Origin of the sequence: Geitlerinema sp. PCC 7407, assembly GCF_000317045.1 — a bacterium.
Classification (GTDB): Bacteria; Cyanobacteriota; Cyanobacteriia; order PCC-7407; family PCC-7407; genus PCC-7407.
In genome coordinates this window covers 1,263,173-1,278,072 of record NC_019703.1, presented here as the reverse complement: position 1 = coordinate 1,278,072, position 14,900 = coordinate 1,263,173, and the positions used below count along the sequence as shown (strand labels likewise).

The window sequence follows — 14,900 nt, the reverse complement described above, 5'->3', positions numbered from 1 at the left end:
GAAATAGCTGTGCAGTCGAAGCTGTCATGGGACGCTGCTGCGGAAATAGGCAGCGCGATCGCCTCGATCAGGAGCGTCCTGGACTGAGCGTGTTTGTGGTCATTGCTATCTATTGAACCTTTCTCAACCCGTCTGGAATCCATGCAACCGCGAAATCCTCAGCGTAGGACGAAAATTGTAGCCACCATTGGCCCGGCCACCAGCAGTCCAGAGGTGCTGCGCGCCATCATCGAAGCAGGGGCTACCACGCTGCGCCTCAATTTTTCCCATGGCACTCACGAAGACCATCAGCGCAACATTCGCCTGATTCGCCAGATTTCCTTCGAGCTTAACCAGCCCGTCGGCATCTTGCAGGACTTACAAGGTCCCAAAATTCGTCTAGGTCGCTTCGAAAAAGGCTCCATTGTCCTGGCCAAAGGAGACTCTTTCATTCTCACTAGCCGCGCCGTCGTCGGCACCCAAACCATCAGCTCGGTCACCTACGAGCCGCTCGCTGACGAGGTGCCTGAAGGGGCGATGATCCTCCTGGATGACGGTCGCGTCGAGATGCGCGTCGAGAAAGTCGATCGCGTCAATCGGGATCTTCACTGCCGCGTCGTCGTCGGAGGCACCCTTTCCAATAACAAAGGCGTCAACTTCCCCGGCGTTTACCTTTCGATCAAAGCCCTCACTGACAAAGACCGCACCGACCTGATTTTTGGTCTAGATCAGGGGGTTGACTGGGTTGCGCTGAGCTTCGTGCGCAATCCCCAAGACGTTCTTGAAATCAAAGAACTCATCTCCAACGCCGGCAAAAACGTGCCGGTCATCGCCAAGATCGAGAAGCACGAAGCCATCGAGCAGATGGAGGCCATTCTCTCCCTGTGCGATGGCGTCATGGTTGCCCGCGGTGACCTCGGGGTTGAGCTACCCGCAGAAGACGTGCCCATCCTGCAAAAGCGGCTGATTGCCACGGCAAACCGTCTGGGGATTCCCATCATCACCGCTACCCAGATGCTGGACAGCATGGTGAATAACCCCCGGGCAACCCGCGCCGAAATCTCCGACGTCGCCAACGCGATTCTCGACGGGACCGACGCGGTCATGCTCTCGAACGAGACCGCCGTCGGTAATTTCCCCATCGAGGCCGTCCAGACCATGGCCCGGATTGCGGAGCGCATCGAGCAAGAAGAAGACACCCGCTCTCCCATCGAAAGCACAGGCCGCTCAATTCCCAACGCGATCAGCCAGGCCGTGGGCCGCATTGCGGAGCAGCTCCGATCCGCTGCCATCATGACCCTGACCAAGACGGGAGCCACGGCCCGCAACGTGTCCAAGTTCCGTCCCAAAACCCCCATTTTGGCGGTGACGCCCCACGTCGATGTGGCTCGTCAACTGCAGCTCGTCTGGGGCGTCAAGCCGCTGCTGGTTCTAGACTTGCCCTCTGCGGGCCAGACTTTCCAGGCAGCGCTGAATGTAGCTCAGGAAAAGAACTTGCTGCGGGAGGGCGATCTGGTGGTGATGACGGCCGGAACGCTCCAGGGCGTTTCTGGCTCGACCGACCTGATCAAGGTGGAAGTCGTGACGGCGATCCTGGGCCGAGGAACCGGCATTGGTCAAGGCTCCGTGAGCGGACGGGCGCGAGTGATTCAGACCGCCCTAGAAGCAGGCCAGTTTAACCCGGGCGAAATTTTGGTGGCGCCCCAAACTTCGGCCGATTTCATTGAGGCCATCCGGAAGGCATCTGGCATCATCACCGAGGATGACAGCCTGACCAGTCACGCAGCCGTGATCGGCTTGCGGCTGGGCGTACCGGTGATTGTCGGCGTCAAGAACGCAACTCAGCTGATCCAAGATGGCGCGATCCTGACGCTGGATATGCAGCGAGGATTGGTGTACTCCGGCGCAGTGGGCGGCGTTCAGACCGATTCTGTGCTGGCTGTCTAAGGAATCGCTGGGCGATCGCCTCTTGAGTCTTGATGACAAGAGGCGATCGCCCTTTTACCCCCAATCTGAGAAAACGCTCGGAAAGCCGACAGCATTAACGCCGTGACATACTCCTACACCGATACTGACGTATACGGTGCAGGCTTCTCAGTGACCCCTGGCAACCCATCGGGCGTATCCTGAGCTTTATTGACGGAATGCCCTACCGCCAAATACTTGATATTGATCGCTGCATTGTGGTCACGGTCAATCGTCAACCCACACTCAGGACAGGTATGAATCCTGTCCTGAAGTGTTTTAGGTACCTTGACCCCGCAGCCAGAGCAGTTCTGAGACGTACCGCTGGGATTCACTGCAATCGTCAACAACCCGGCTCTTTCAGCCTTGATTGCCAGAATTTGCAGGAACTGGCCCCAGCCAGCATCCTGGGTCGATTTTGCGAGTCGCGTTCTCGCAATACCTCGAATATTCAGCTTTTCATGGGCGACATGCTTTCCCTGGGATAAAAGCTTGCTTGCAACCTTGCAGTGAAAGTCCTTGCGCTGATTCGAGACTTTCAGGTGTGCCTTAGAAACTCGTTTAATTGCCTTCTTCTGGCGATTCGACCCCTTCTTTTTTCTCGATAAACTCCGCTGCAACCGCTTCAGGCGCTTCTCTGCTTGGCGGTAGTGCTGGGGGATGGGTTCTTCCTGTCCTGAGTCGTCTACCAAAAACGACTTCAATCCCAGATCAATCCCAGTCGTGTTCTCAGTATTGGGGATGTCGGGAGTGAGAACGGGGATTGATGAATCCTCTAGGCTGAGAGTCACATACCAGCCATCAACTTTGTAGCTGACGGTGGCGGTCTTGATCTTGAACCCTTCCGGTAAGGGACGGTGTTGGATCAGTTTCACCCAGCCAATCTTGGGGAGATTGATCTGTTTGCCCTGGATGCAGTCCTGTTTGATCTGCGGGAAGGTGAAAGAGCGATAGCGGCCTGCTCCTTTGAATCGAGGTCTACCGCTTCGCTTAGCGTTGCAGTCTCCTTTGAGCCAGCGGTCAAAGGTCTTCTTCACCCGGCCAATGCAGTCTTGCAGAACTTGAGAGTGAATCTGCTGGTACTCCGGGAATAAAGTCTTGGAGTTCACCAAGTCTCGTTTTTGGGAGTAGAAGTCAGGATTCTCTCGCAGTTCTGGCAGGTGACAGATTAGCGGGCAATCGGTGACGTCGCAGCGATTTTGTTCGTACCAAGAGAACCGCTCACCAAGACGATAGTTGTACTGTCTGCGCAAGAGTTCCAGCCACTCGCCCATTAAGGCGACTTGACTGGAGGTTGGACGCAATCGGTGCTGGTAAGCGGTTCTCACTTAAACGTTTTACTGGGTGAGATTTTTCAGCATACATCCACTTAGCTGGAGAGTATGATTTTCTGATTTGAGGCGAAAGAGATGGTTCATGACGGGGCTGGTAGGTTCTCGCGTCAAACATGGTTCACCGACTGCCCCGTCATAAACGCGCCTTCATCTCACGCCAAATCAGAGATTATGGACGTGAGGCTTCTGGCTGAACTAGCTAAGGGAGCCAGGATCACCTGGCTCCCTTAATTGATTGCGAAAATTTATTCAGGTCGGTTGGGCCATTCTGCGAGGCCTGCCAAAAACCCTCCAGAGAACCTGTCCGCGATCGCCCCCGAGACAAAACCCTAGGAAGCCGATGGGGCGTAAAGCTTGCGCAGCGGCTCAACCCGACGCTTAGCGGTTGGGTTGTTGGGGTCGAGGGCCAGGGCACTTTCATAGGCTTCGAGGGCCTGGGCCGAAAGCTGCTTTTTCTCGTAGGCAAACCCCAAATTATTGAACGCCACAACGTAGTCCGGCTTGAGCTTCAAGGCTTCCTTGTACTGGCGAATCGCGATGTCGTACTGCTCTTGAGCCGCATGGGCATACCCCAGGCCGTTGTAGATCAAAGCAGTATTTTCGTCGCCTTCTAGATCTTTTGCTTTGAGCGCCTTTTGAAACTGAACAACAGCTTGGCTAAACAGACGTTTGTCGAGATAGATACCGCCAAGCTCATAGTGATCCTTGGCGCTTCCCTGGCCCCCTTTGAGGGCGTTTTGCAGGCGCGAAAGGGTGGATTCGGTCCGGCGAGTCCGGATGACTTGCCGAAGGATGAAAAAGCTCGCCACGGCTAGCAAGAGAAGCAGTAACGAGAGGTAGGACAAGGTAAGGCTGTTGTCCATCGTGATGCGTAAAAGGACTTGCTATGGTTCACTTCCAGCCTACACCGTCCGGTAGCCCCCATTGCGCTGCTTCTTGCTTGAGCCAGCCTTCTTCGGCCCAGCGGGCGATCGCAGCGTTGACTTCTCGGCGCAGCGGGTCGTACTGGACTCCCTTGGGCATCACGACGGACAGGGGCTCTCCGGACAGCAGCGGCGGCAGTAGCCGGTAGCCGGGATTTTCCCGAGCCCAGCCGCTCAACACGCTGGCATCGCCCGCAAAAGCCTCGACTGCGCCCGTCTCCAGCAGCGATCGCGCTTCGGCGTAGGAGGTCACACCCACGAGCTGAGCTCTAGGCAAAAAGTACTGGACCGCGGCGATCGCGCTAGAGCCTTCTAGGATCGCCACAGTGGCTTGGCGAGCATCTGCCAAGCGCTGAAATGAAGGATTGGCAGTAATTAGAGCCGTCCCGTCTATATAGTAGGGGTGGCTAAAGCTGACCAAGCGCATCCGCGAAGCCGTGACGGTCATCTGAGCGATCGCCAAGTCTACTTGATCTGTGAGCACAGCCGAAAGGCGATCGCGGTTGCTCACCGGCACAAACCGAATCGCCTCGCGGCGACCCAAGAGTTCTTCCGCGAGGCGATGAGCAATTTCTATTTCAAAACCTTGGAGGGTTCCCGATGCGTCTCGGTAGCCCAGAGGATTCACAGTCTCTTTGACCGCAACTATCAGGTAGCCACGCTTTTGGATTTCGTCTAGTTCTGCCGCAACCGCAAACCTTGGCAAGAAGGCTGAGCTTCCTGCCAAGGCGATCGCCAAGCCGAAACTGAAGGGGCTGTAGCGCAGAGCGAGCGTCTGCTGAAAGCTGCGAATTAAATTTAAAAACATAGGCACAGCAATTTTCATCGAGGCGAGGACCAAGCAAACAAAGACTGGTGCTGCTCCCTGATCATCATGACCGACGTCGGATGATAAACCATCTCGAAAATTGCTGTGAGGCTGGATAACCAGCCATCAAGCCTTACTTTTTGTTGCCAGCGGCTTCTACGACCTTGCCAAACGTGGCCGGGTCAAGAACTGCGAGCTGAGCGAGCATTTTGCGGTTGATCTGGATGTCAGCCTTCTTGAGGTTGCCGATCAGTTGGCTGTAGCTGACACCGTGCTGACGAGAAGCAGCGTTGATGCGCGCAATCCACAGACGACGGAAGTCACGCTTCCGGCGGCGGCGATCGCGATAGGCGTTACGCAACGCCTTCATCACCTGCTGGTTAGCTGTGCGGAACAGACGAGAGTGAGATCCGCGGAAGCCTTTCGCCAGCTTCAGAATTTTCTTGCGACGCTTGCGCGCCACATTACCCCGTTTTACCCGTGCCATATCTCTTTACCGTTTCCGTAGACCTTACAAGTAGGGGAGCATCAATTCAACGTTGGCTGCATCGCGCTCATCGACCACCACTCGCTTGGAGAGGCGGTTTTTGCGATCGGTACCTTTATGCTGGAGCAGGTGGTTTTTGAAAGCCTTGCGGCGCATAATCTTACCGCTGCCGCTCCGCTGGAAGCGCTTAGCAGCTGCTTTACGGGATTTCAGTTTCGGCATGGACCGGCTGTAAATTCGACACAGTCTACAATAATACTACTTGTGGCTGTGAGACGGCAATGAAGTTTTTGCAGGGGCGATCGCGCCTGAGGCCTGGGCCAGGGATTGGCGATGGGCCTGAACCGGGGCCTGCAAAGACGCCGGCAGCCAAGGGTCATAGGCCGCATACACCGGCAAACGGGGGGTTAGGTGCCATCCCTGGGGCCGCAGGATTTCGTCTAGGGCCGCCACGGTGGGATGGGGATAGTCGGGATTGACCTCGTCTCTGGGACCGAGCCCGCCCAAGTCCCGAGCCCCCGCTTCTAGGCACTGCAACAAGATTTCGGGGCGGTGCAGCAGGTTGGGGGGAATCTGCACGGCAATTGCGGGCGGCAAGATCTGTCGGGCGATCGCGACTGTCTCGACAAAGGCCGCAGCGTCCGCCGAAGCTCCTTGCCACAGTTGCTGACTTCCCAAGCTGTGGGGCTGCAAAATCACCTCTTGGATGTGGCCCCACTGGTTGTGAATCTGGGCGATCGCCTCCAGCGTTTCCTGGCGGTCGGCCATGGTCTCCCCCAAACCGATCAGCAACCCCGTCGTGAAGGGAATTCCCAGCTCTCCGGCCCACCGCAGCTGTTCAAGGCGCACTTCAGGCTGCTTACTGGGGGCGTGGCGGTGCACCGTCTCTAGCAGCTTGGGCGTGACCTGCTCCAGCATCAGCCCCATGGAGACATTCACGTCTTTCATCCGCTGCATTTCCGGGCGCAGCAGCGGCCCAGCGTTCGTGTGGGGCAAAAATCCCAGGGACAGCGACAGCTCACACAATTCGTAGATGCGCTCAAACCAGGCGGGCCGCTGAGGGCTGTGGGGATGAACTTCGCCGCTCAAGATAAGGATTTCTCGAACCCCCCGAGGGCGGACTTGCAGCAGGCGATCGCGAGCCTCCTCTAGCGTCAACCACTCCTGGCTCCCCGGCTCTGCCCGAAAGTTGCAGTAGGCACAGCGGTTGAAGCACTCATAGGTGGGGACCAAAGTATAGGCTGGGCTGTAGGTGACCGTTCCTCGAAAAGCAGCCATAACGTTACCACCAGAGCGCGCAGGCTCTACTGTAGCAACTCGGCAGCAACTCAGCCGCTTGGACAAGCGAGGCACCGGCAAGGTTTCTGCTCAGTTTGACCTAGCAGTGGCCTCCTAGCTGGGGTTTTGGTGTTTCAGCAAGCTTCAGACGCGACCTTGTGTAATGCCGGGCGTCCGCAACGCCCAGTGCTCTAGGGCACAAAAACCCTTAATAGATCAAAAGCATAGACCGAAAACATAAACCCAAAATGAACCCCGGCTGCGATCGCAGCCGGGGTTGGAAAAATCAGCAAAGGTCAACAATTTCGGGGTTGCTCGGGTCAGCGCCTATGCCTCCTCGACCCATTCAAACTGTTGGCGCTTTGCCTGAATATTTTTCATGTGCTTTTTCACCGTGTTGAGGGTGATGTAAAGCTGGGCAGCAATCTCTTTGTAGGAACAGTCCGCCCGTCGCAGCATCCAGACCTCTGCTTCGCGAGGCGTGAGGCCGTACTTCTCGACATCTGCGATCGCGACTTTTTGCATCGAGGCTTGCAAATCCTCGAGAGTCACCAAGACATAAGGGCGATCGCCTTCTTCGGGCGCCAGCCAGCGGGCCTGGGCGCGAATCTTTGTCGCACCCGCCGTGAGCACCTCAGACTCAATCATCATTGGGTGCTCTGGCAAGATTTCTCGCCCTTCCACCAGAGCGCGGCAGACTCGCCAAATGCTGTCTGGCAGAGGTCGACGCTCCTTCGTTCCTCGGTGCAGCGCCTGGCACATCTGCTGCGCGCGAACATTGGCATGCACTATCTGTCCTTGAGGGGTCAGGATTAAAATTCCGTCTTCTAGGCTCTCCAATACAGCCCGCAAAATCTCGAAGGAGCGAGGCTGAGGCTCTCGCTCAGCAGTTGCCGAAGAAGATGAAAAGCGTTGCGTGGGGGAGCGCTCAGCAATACAAGTGCGATTGTTCATCTGGGGGCTTTGAGTGAACATCAGGAATCTCCTTTACAGGGTCTTCAAATCAACAGGAATACTCTCCGGAGTTTCACTGTTGCGAAACATGAGGCCATTGTGAAGCCTCGGTTTCTGAAGCCACAATGAGCATTCTGTAAGCAGACCGATGGACTCAAAGCGATCGCCATTGCGCTGTAGAGCGCAGAAGTTCTCTGAAGCAGGGTGAAGTTTTTAGGGTTGTACTGGCTTTTCAGCGCTCTCAGCAACCCTACAGAAAGCGGCGTGGCGCAGGGCGATCGCCCTTTTTCCGTAATCTCCCGTAATCAACGGGTAGTTCTATGCTGTCTTGGAAAAGCATTTCTCCCAGCTTCGTCCCGAAAGCCTCAGAGTTTTGGCGCTTTTTCAAGGCACAGCTAGGCAATGCAGGCGATCGCCGCACGTCTCGCCCCGCTTCTGGCAAGCATATCTATTCCAGTTTCGACCCTTGCAGGCCTCGGCGTTTCACCCTTCAGGGTACTCTTGCAGCGCGATGGAGCTTACACATGAATCCCGAGTGCATCGATCAGCACTTTCCCCCTAACCAACAAAGTCGCTACATCAATCAACTGCTCAATCGAGTCGGCCTAACCCGTCGGCGCGCCCAGTGCTTTGTTCGTCTCTGGGTTTATCTTTTCCTCAAGGAGCAGCAGGCAGCTCAGCGGTCTCTCCCTTCACCTCTGCGACAGCTGGGCGTACCTCAGGGTTTTCTTCCCTGTACCCATCGAGAGGCAGCCGTTCTCTTCTATGAGGATCAAGATCGAGGGAGCGATCGCGCTGCGGGTCTCATGCTGGACAAGCTGGTCGCCCTCGGCTTGATCAATAAGCAATTTGACGGCAACACGACCTGCATCCAGATCTGCCTCCTACCCGAATTTCAGGCCGAATCCGAAGCCGCAGAACAGCCCACCACAGCGATCGATACCTTCAATCCCCGCACTGACACCATTCCCGTCGCCAACTTTTTGGCCCGCACCTACAACTGGCTCAACCGCATCCCCGACTGCACCTCCCACCAGATTGCCAAGACCCTGCGCCGCTGGTCTCAGCAGTATCCCCAAGGGATGCGGGTGCTGCGCCGCTGCGACACCTTGCACCCCGTTGGCTTCTACGTCCTGTACCCGACGGCAGCCAGCTCAGAGGAGCGGTTTTTTATGGCGCCTAGCAAGAGTCTCCATCTGAGCACCGCCAATGACGTTGATCCCATCGAGGTCGCACAGCCCGGCGACTTGACCTGCACCTCTGTCTTTGTGCGCAGCTGGATGATCGAGCCATCGTTCATGACGCCCGATCAGGTAATCGGGATGCTAGAAGATGCCCAAACCCTGTTGCAAGACATGCAGCAGCAGTTTCCCAATCTGTGCGACATCCACACGCTGGTCGTCCATCCTTTTCATGAAGAGCTCACCCTGTCCTTGGGCTTTCATAAAACGGGTCAGGACCCGCAGATGCCCGTCTACTGGATGTACATGGCCCTCGATCGCTACCTGGCCTTGGACCTAGGGGCGATCGCCCCTAAGCTGAAGTTAAGTTACGCAACAAACACTCAAGATCTCGCTTTCGCTGGCCGAAGCTGAGCTCCCGCAGCGCTTTGGGGCGATCGCACTCTGCACACCTCGCCCCAAAAGCGAACCAAACAAGAGTTTTTGTAACGATCCTCTTTACAAAAAGTCATAAAGCCGTTAATGTATATCCATAAGGCCAAGCAAAACACCGCAAAGCCTTCATACATACCGACATAAACCTTAACAAGCACTCATTCCAACATGACGACTACTCTACAAAGACGTGAGAGCGCCAATCTGTGGCAGCGCTTTTGCGAGTGGGTCACGAGCACTGACAACCGCCTGTATGTGGGCTGGTTCGGCGTTCTGATGATCCCCACCCTGCTGGCTGCTACCGTCTGCTTCATCATCGCTTTTGTTGCAGCACCCCCCGTCGACATCGACGGTATCCGTGAGCCCGTTGCTGGCTCCCTGCTGTACGGCAACAACATCATCTCTGGTGCTGTTGTTCCTTCTTCCAACGCTATCGGCCTGCACTTCTACCCCATCTGGGAAGCTGCTTCCCTCGATGAGTGGCTGTACAACGGCGGCCCTTACCAGCTGGTTGTGTTCCACTTCCTCATTGGCGTTTTCTGCTACATGGGTCGTGAGTGGGAACTGAGCTACCGCCTGGGCATGCGTCCTTGGATCTGCGTTGCCTACTCTGCACCTGTTGCAGCTGCGACCGCAGTGTTCCTGATCTACCCGATCGGCCAAGGCAGCTTCTCTGACGGTATGCCTCTGGGCATCAGCGGCACCTTCAACTTCATGTTCGTGTTCCAAGCTGAGCACAACATTCTGATGCACCCCTTCCACATGCTCGGTGTGGCTGGTGTCTTCGGTGGTTCGCTGTTCTCCGCCATGCACGGCTCTCTGGTGACCTCTTCTCTGGTGCGTGAAACCACCGAGAACGAGTCTCAGAACGCTGGTTACAAGTTCGGTCAAGAAGAAGAGACCTACAACATCGTTGCAGCCCACGGCTACTTCGGTCGTCTCATCTTCCAATACGCTTCTTTCAACAACAGCCGTTCTCTGCACTTCTTCCTGGCTGCATGGCCTGTGGTTGGCATCTGGTTCACCGCTCTGGGCATCAGCACCATGGCGTTCAACCTGAACGGTTTCAACTTCAACCAGTCCGTCATCGACTCTCAGGGTCGTGTGATTGGCACCTGGGCTGACGTGCTCAACCGTGCAAACCTGGGTATGGAAGTGATGCACGAGCGCAACGCTCACAACTTCCCCCTTGACCTGGCTGCTGGCGAGGCTGCTCCTGTGGCTCTCTCTGCTCCCGCTATCCACGGTTAATCAATCAGGCTCAGATACTCCACAGCTGTAAAAGCAAAAGAGTAATCTAGAAGGCCAAAAAGGGTGTCCCCTGAGGGGACACCCTTTTTTCGTTGATGACTTCTCGAGGAGCGCCCGATGAAGCATCCGCGGAATTGACGTAAGATGAGAGTCTCTGGGTTTTATTAAGAAATATGGGCAACACGTTTGGACATCTGTTTCGGATCACGACCTTTGGAGAGTCCCACGGTGGTGGGGTAGGTGTTGTGATCGATGGTTGCCCGCCCCGTTTAGAGATTTCTCTAGAAGAGATCCAGTTTGAGCTCGATCGCCGTCGCCCAGGCCAGAGCAAGATCACGACGCCGCGCAAAGAGACGGATACGTGCGAGATCGTGTCTGGGGTCTTTGAGGGCAAGACTCTCGGGACGCCCATTACCGTCTTGGTGCGCAACAAAGACACACGGCCCCAGGACTACGACGAGATGGCGATGAAGTATCGCCCCTCCCATGCCGACGCGACCTACGACGCGAAGTACGGTATTCGGAACTGGCAGGGGGGCGGTCGCTCTTCTGCAAGGGAGACGATTGGCCGGGTGGCTGCGGGGGCGATCGCCAAGAAGATTCTGCGGCAGGCTGCTGGCATCGAAGTTCTGGCCTACGTCAAGCGCATCAAGGATCTCGAAGGGGTGGTAGATCCGGCGATCGTCACGCTGGAGCAGATCGAAAGCAATATTGTCCGCTGCCCCGATTCGGAAGCAGCAGAGCGCATGGTGGAGCTGATCGAGCAGCTTGGTCGTGACGGCAACTCAGTTGGCGGCGTTGTGGAGTGCGTGGCCCGCCAGGTGCCCAAGGGTTTGGGATCACCCGTCTTTGACAAACTAGAGGCCGATCTGGCCAAAGCTGTCATGTCCCTGCCCGCCAGCAAGGGCTTCGAGATTGGCTCTGGCTTCGCTGGTACGCTCCTGACAGGTATCGAGCACAACGACGAATTCTATGTTGATGAGCAAGGGGAAATTCGCACCGTAACCAACCGCTCAGGCGGCATTCAGGGCGGCATTTCCAACGCGGAGGATATTGTGTTGCGCGTGGCCTTCAAGCCGACCGCAACGATTCGCAAAGAGCAGCGGACGGTCACCAGCAGCGGAGAAGAAACCGTGCTGGCCGGTAAGGGACGTCATGACCCTTGCGTTTTGCCTCGGGCCGTGCCCATGGTTGAAGCGATGGTGGCGCTGGTGCTGTGCGATCACCTCCTGCGCGATCACGCTCAGTGCCATTCGCTTTGACGCTCATCCAGCTAGACGCGAAGCGTTAGCTGGAGATTTCCCATTCACAGACACGTCGTGCAAAAAGTCCTCGGCAGATCTGCCGAGGACTTTTTGAATGCATTGAAGACTGAGACCAGCTTTTAGGCGATCGCCTTTCGCAATCACCTAAAGGCTGTCACCTATCTGCGGCGGATGGGCGTTCCACAGGGATAGGTTGCCACGACTGGCGCAGGTTCCTTCTGCACCGGTTGCATGGGCAGGGTGCTCAGCGAAGACTTCTCGGCTGATTTTGCGGCTGCGCGAGCCGCGGCGTAATCTGCCTTGAGCAGCGAGAGCATCTCTCCGCGCCGATCGTAGAGGCGCTTGAGCGGGCGGGGCTCGCACTGATTCATCACGTAGGCTGCGATGATCGGCAGCGCGATCGTGCTGTCGGTGTAGCAGACGATGGTGTTGGGGAGTTCCTCTGGGTCGACTTTGCCCCAGCTCACCGCCTCGCTGGGAGTGGCGCCCGAGAGGCCACCGGTATCCGGACGCGCGTCAGTGATTTGGACAAAGTAGTCGTGGCCGCGCTCCTCAAGGCCCAGGACTTCGTGAAGCTGAGGCTGGGTTTGGAGCAAGAAGTTCTTGGGGCTGCCGCCGCCCAAGATCACAGCAGCACTTCTGCCCTCGACACCCGGAATATTGGTCTCTCGGGCACTGTAGGCGATCGCAGCGGTTTCGTTCACGTCCAGCGAGGGATCGATCATCAGTTGCGATCCTTCCAGGGCTAGGGCCGCCACGTTCATGCCGATGGAGCTGTCCCCCGGCGACGAAGTGTAGATCGGCACGCCGCACTCATAGGCCGTTGCCAAGAGGCAAGAGTGCTGGACGCCTAGCTGCTTTTCGACTTCTCGGACGTACTTACCCAAGAGGTGATGGAACTCCGCTGTTCCCATACGCTTTTGGAAGGGCTCGGCGCGCAAAATTTCCCGAATAAAGGCGTCGGTCTCGAGCAAGACGTCATAGCCAAAGACAATGTCATAGATGCGAATCCGGCCTTCTTGGCGCAGTTTGACATCGTCTACAAAGGGGTTGCTGGCGTAGAGACTGAGGCCCAGGCCATAGTGCATGTCGTGGTAGAGGTTGGCCCCAGTGCTAATGATCCAGTCAATGAAGCCCGCTCGCACTAAGGGCGCTAGCACAGACACGCCGTAACCCGCTGGCGTCATTGCGCCGGAAAGGCTCAGGGCGACGGTGACGCCTTCTTGCATGACCTCCCGGCTCAAGAGATGGCAAATTTCCCGCAGGCGCGCAGAGTTGTAGGCGGTGAAATAGCCGTCGATGAGGTCCGTGATGTTGATGTTGGTGGGAATAGGGGCGGGAGCAATTTTGCGGCTGCGCAGTGATGACATGATGATGAGCGTCCTATGGGTAATGGATGTGAAGCGCTAAGTTCGTTAGGACGTCACTGAGGCAGATCCTTGAGGCTAGCAGCCAAATGGCAGCAGCCTCTAGTAAAGCTTGGGGAGCAAGGCATAACAGGCGATCGCTCGCGTTCCAAAGTCGCCTTAAAGAACCTTGCCTAGGCGCAAAAAACGCGATCGCAGCTGCCAGCAAATCCACCAAGATTTACGTCGCGATCTTTAATTCAGTGATGGTTAAAAGCTCTTAATTCGAGCGTTTGACCGACCCAGTCTGCGTCATTGTCCTGTCGCGGTTTTTGCACTAGACATCGCGAAAACCGCTAGACGCAAACCTGTACTTACAGGTCGGTCAGCTCATACTGGGCGCTTCACAACGATCAACCCAAGACAGCGCTGGGTCACACTGCCGTCTACGCTTCAGTTTTAGTTCTAGATACCAAAGTGGTCGCCACGGGTATCCAGTTAACCGAGGGAAGTTCAACGTTTTTGAGCATCCGCAAGCTGTCTCCCTCACTCTAACACCAATTATTTGGGAGCGCCCAAATGAGACTTGAGGAAATCCTCACCCCTTTTGGCCAGAGAGTGTGTCAAAATGGCCGCAACAGCTGGACGGCAAACGGGGTTGGTGTTTTGCGCGCCCTGTCCTTGCCTGCCCCACCTTCTTGACTGTTGTTTGAGCTGTCCTGGGAGGCCATCGATGAATCCAAATCTCAAGCGGATCGAAGCAACATTAAATCAGCTAGCGTCTCAGAGTGCTTCTGGCCCCTCTGGCCCTAGCATGCCGTCTTTTGCAGTTGGGGGTCCTCCTTCCGTGGGGGACGCACCTGCCGCTGGCCGAGATCCCTTGACGGTGACAGTCTCTGCAACCCCTGTGCCGGATACAGCGCCGCGATCGCCGGGCCATCGCGGGGAGTCAACGCCTTCTTTTACCGTTAGTGCTTCTCGGCGATCGCCCGCTTCTGAGACAACGGTGGAGCCCTTTCCGGTCGATAGCCAGGCCGCAAAAGCGCCTTCTCTGCCCAAAGTCAAGCCGACGAGCTTCAGCAGCCATCGCCACGGCGCCAACCCGGCCCTGGCGATGAACCTACTCCACGAAATGGAGGCCATCGTGGCGGGCTGGCAGTCTCAGCTGCAAAGCACCCTCGACCAAATTCAGGCGCTTTATTTGGAGGGGCCGATCGTGGATGGCTGGCTCGAGTCCGACGCCGAAGGTTCTCAGCCTTTGAGTCAGGCCGATCTGGACCGGGTGCGCAGCTATCTCAACAAGGTCAACTTACCGCCTTCGCAGATTCCTGATACGCCACAGACGACGTATCGGCTGTGTGGCCTAGACGAAGATGGCAAGATCTGGGCGAAGCACTGCCCGATTGAGCAGCTGCCGAGCGTCAGTCTGGCGATCGCCCGCCACCAAAAGCTGCGCCAGCTCCTGGCCCAAAAGCAAACTTTGGAAAATCGCCTCAACCAGCTCGCCGAGACCCTGGTGATGCTCCACAGCTACATCCAGGGGAGCGCTGATGTACAGTTCAAGCCCTCAGAGGCGATCGCTCCCCAGCTCTTTGGGCGAGAGGCGCAGCCCAGCCGCAACTAGCCGCCCTAGCCAGAGCACCCTTCACATCAGACAGCCGACACGCCGATTTTCGCGCGGAGAAACCCAGAAA

The 14,900-nt window shown here is 56.7% G+C and carries 13 protein-coding genes; 5 read left to right on the top strand and 8 right to left on the bottom strand.

The window, feature by feature from the left end; translation table 11 throughout:
* Positions 1–141 precede the first annotated feature (141 nt).
* On the top strand, positions 142–1,926 hold the full coding sequence (pyk, locus tag GEI7407_RS05450) for a pyruvate kinase (RefSeq protein WP_015171135.1): 1,785 nt from the start codon (positions 142–144) through the stop codon (positions 1,924–1,926).
* A 113-nt stretch (positions 1,927–2,039) separates the two neighbouring features.
* On the opposite strand, the gene GEI7407_RS05445 is transcribed toward pyk, so the two are convergent.
* The 7 genes from GEI7407_RS05445 to GEI7407_RS05415 all read right to left on the bottom strand — a co-directional run bounded on the left by GEI7407_RS05445 (position 2,040) and on the right by GEI7407_RS05415 (position 7,728).
* Positions 2,040–3,272, bottom strand: a complete 1,233-nt coding sequence (locus tag GEI7407_RS05445; protein ID WP_015171134.1) for an RNA-guided endonuclease TnpB family protein — start codon at positions 3,270–3,272, stop codon at positions 2,040–2,042.
* 335 nt (positions 3,273–3,607) lie between these two features.
* Positions 3,608–4,141 (bottom strand): tetratricopeptide repeat protein, encoded by a 534-nt coding sequence (locus tag GEI7407_RS05440; RefSeq protein ID WP_015171133.1) that lies wholly within the window; start codon positions 4,139–4,141, stop codon positions 3,608–3,610.
* A gap of 28 nt (positions 4,142–4,169) precedes the next feature.
* Positions 4,170–5,009 carry a transporter substrate-binding domain-containing protein gene (locus GEI7407_RS05435; RefSeq protein ID WP_150109727.1) on the bottom strand — a complete coding sequence of 280 codons (840 nt, stop codon included), beginning with the start codon at positions 5,007–5,009 and terminating at the stop codon, positions 4,170–4,172.
* A 133-nt stretch (positions 5,010–5,142) separates the two neighbouring features.
* Entirely contained in the window at positions 5,143–5,496 is a 354-nt protein-coding gene (gene rplT / locus GEI7407_RS05430) for a 50S ribosomal protein L20 (RefSeq protein ID WP_015171131.1), read from the bottom strand.
* A 24-nt stretch (positions 5,497–5,520) separates the two neighbouring features.
* Complete coding sequence (rpmI, locus tag GEI7407_RS05425) at positions 5,521–5,718, bottom strand: 50S ribosomal protein L35 (RefSeq protein ID WP_015171130.1); 198 nt, start codon at positions 5,716–5,718, stop codon at positions 5,521–5,523.
* A 36-nt stretch (positions 5,719–5,754) separates the two neighbouring features.
* A complete protein-coding gene (gene cofG, locus GEI7407_RS05420; protein WP_015171129.1) occupies positions 5,755–6,774 on the bottom strand; it encodes a 7,8-didemethyl-8-hydroxy-5-deazariboflavin synthase subunit CofG in 1,020 nt (339 codons plus the stop codon).
* 327 nt (positions 6,775–7,101) lie between these two features.
* Positions 7,102–7,728 (bottom strand): LuxR C-terminal-related transcriptional regulator, encoded by a 627-nt coding sequence (locus tag GEI7407_RS05415; RefSeq protein ID WP_041268283.1) that lies wholly within the window; start codon positions 7,726–7,728, stop codon positions 7,102–7,104.
* A gap of 524 nt (positions 7,729–8,252) precedes the next feature.
* On the opposite strand from GEI7407_RS05415, the gene GEI7407_RS05410 reads away from it, so the two are divergent.
* The 3 genes from GEI7407_RS05410 (at position 8,253) to aroC (ending at position 11,857) form a co-directional block, all read left to right on the top strand.
* Positions 8,253–9,323, top strand: coding sequence for a hypothetical protein (locus GEI7407_RS05410; RefSeq protein WP_015171127.1), 1,071 nt, complete (start codon positions 8,253–8,255; stop codon positions 9,321–9,323).
* Between the two features lie 189 nt (positions 9,324–9,512).
* Positions 9,513–10,595 carry a photosystem II q(b) protein gene (gene psbA, locus GEI7407_RS05405; RefSeq protein WP_015171126.1) on the top strand — a complete coding sequence of 361 codons (1,083 nt, stop codon included), beginning with the start codon at positions 9,513–9,515 and terminating at the stop codon, positions 10,593–10,595.
* A gap of 173 nt (positions 10,596–10,768) precedes the next feature.
* Positions 10,769–11,857 (top strand): chorismate synthase, encoded by a 1,089-nt coding sequence (gene aroC, locus GEI7407_RS05400; protein ID WP_015171125.1) that lies wholly within the window; start codon positions 10,769–10,771, stop codon positions 11,855–11,857.
* 161 nt (positions 11,858–12,018) lie between these two features.
* On the opposite strand, the gene speY is transcribed toward aroC, so the two are convergent.
* Positions 12,019–13,230 carry a homospermidine biosynthesis protein gene (gene speY / locus GEI7407_RS05395; protein WP_015171124.1) on the bottom strand — a complete coding sequence of 404 codons (1,212 nt, stop codon included), beginning with the start codon at positions 13,228–13,230 and terminating at the stop codon, positions 12,019–12,021.
* An 823-nt stretch (positions 13,231–14,053) separates the two neighbouring features.
* Between speY and GEI7407_RS05390 the strand changes: the two genes are divergently transcribed.
* Positions 14,054–14,830 (top strand): hypothetical protein, encoded by a 777-nt coding sequence (locus GEI7407_RS05390; RefSeq protein ID WP_190274176.1) that lies wholly within the window; start codon positions 14,054–14,056, stop codon positions 14,828–14,830.
* Positions 14,831–14,900 lie beyond the last annotated feature (70 nt).

Bases quoted from the DNA above. Each gene is read 5' to 3' on its own strand.
- GEI7407_RS05440 (WP_015171133.1), bottom strand. From the start codon at position 4,141: ATGGACAACAGCCTTACCTTGTCCTACCTCTCGTTACTGCTTCTCTTG.
- rplT (WP_015171131.1), bottom strand. From the start codon at position 5,496: ATGGCACGGGTAAAACGGGGTAATGTGGCGCGCAAGCGTCGCAAGAAA.
- GEI7407_RS05415 (WP_041268283.1), bottom strand. From the start codon at position 7,728: ATGAACAATCGCACTTGTATTGCTGAGCGCTCCCCCACGCAACGCTTT.
- pyk (WP_015171135.1), top strand. From the start codon at position 142: ATGCAACCGCGAAATCCTCAGCGTAGGACGAAAATTGTAGCCACCATT.
- GEI7407_RS05410 (WP_015171127.1), top strand. From the start codon at position 8,253: ATGAATCCCGAGTGCATCGATCAGCACTTTCCCCCTAACCAACAAAGT.
- GEI7407_RS05435 (WP_150109727.1), bottom strand. From the start codon at position 5,009: ATGTTTTTAAATTTAATTCGCAGCTTTCAGCAGACGCTCGCTCTGCGC.
- speY (WP_015171124.1), bottom strand. From the start codon at position 13,230: ATGTCATCACTGCGCAGCCGCAAAATTGCTCCCGCCCCTATTCCCACC.
- cofG (WP_015171129.1), bottom strand. From the start codon at position 6,774: ATGGCTGCTTTTCGAGGAACGGTCACCTACAGCCCAGCCTATACTTTG.
- psbA (WP_015171126.1), top strand. From the start codon at position 9,513: ATGACGACTACTCTACAAAGACGTGAGAGCGCCAATCTGTGGCAGCGC.
- rpmI (WP_015171130.1), bottom strand. From the start codon at position 5,718: ATGCCGAAACTGAAATCCCGTAAAGCAGCTGCTAAGCGCTTCCAGCGG.
- aroC (WP_015171125.1), top strand. From the start codon at position 10,769: ATGGGCAACACGTTTGGACATCTGTTTCGGATCACGACCTTTGGAGAG.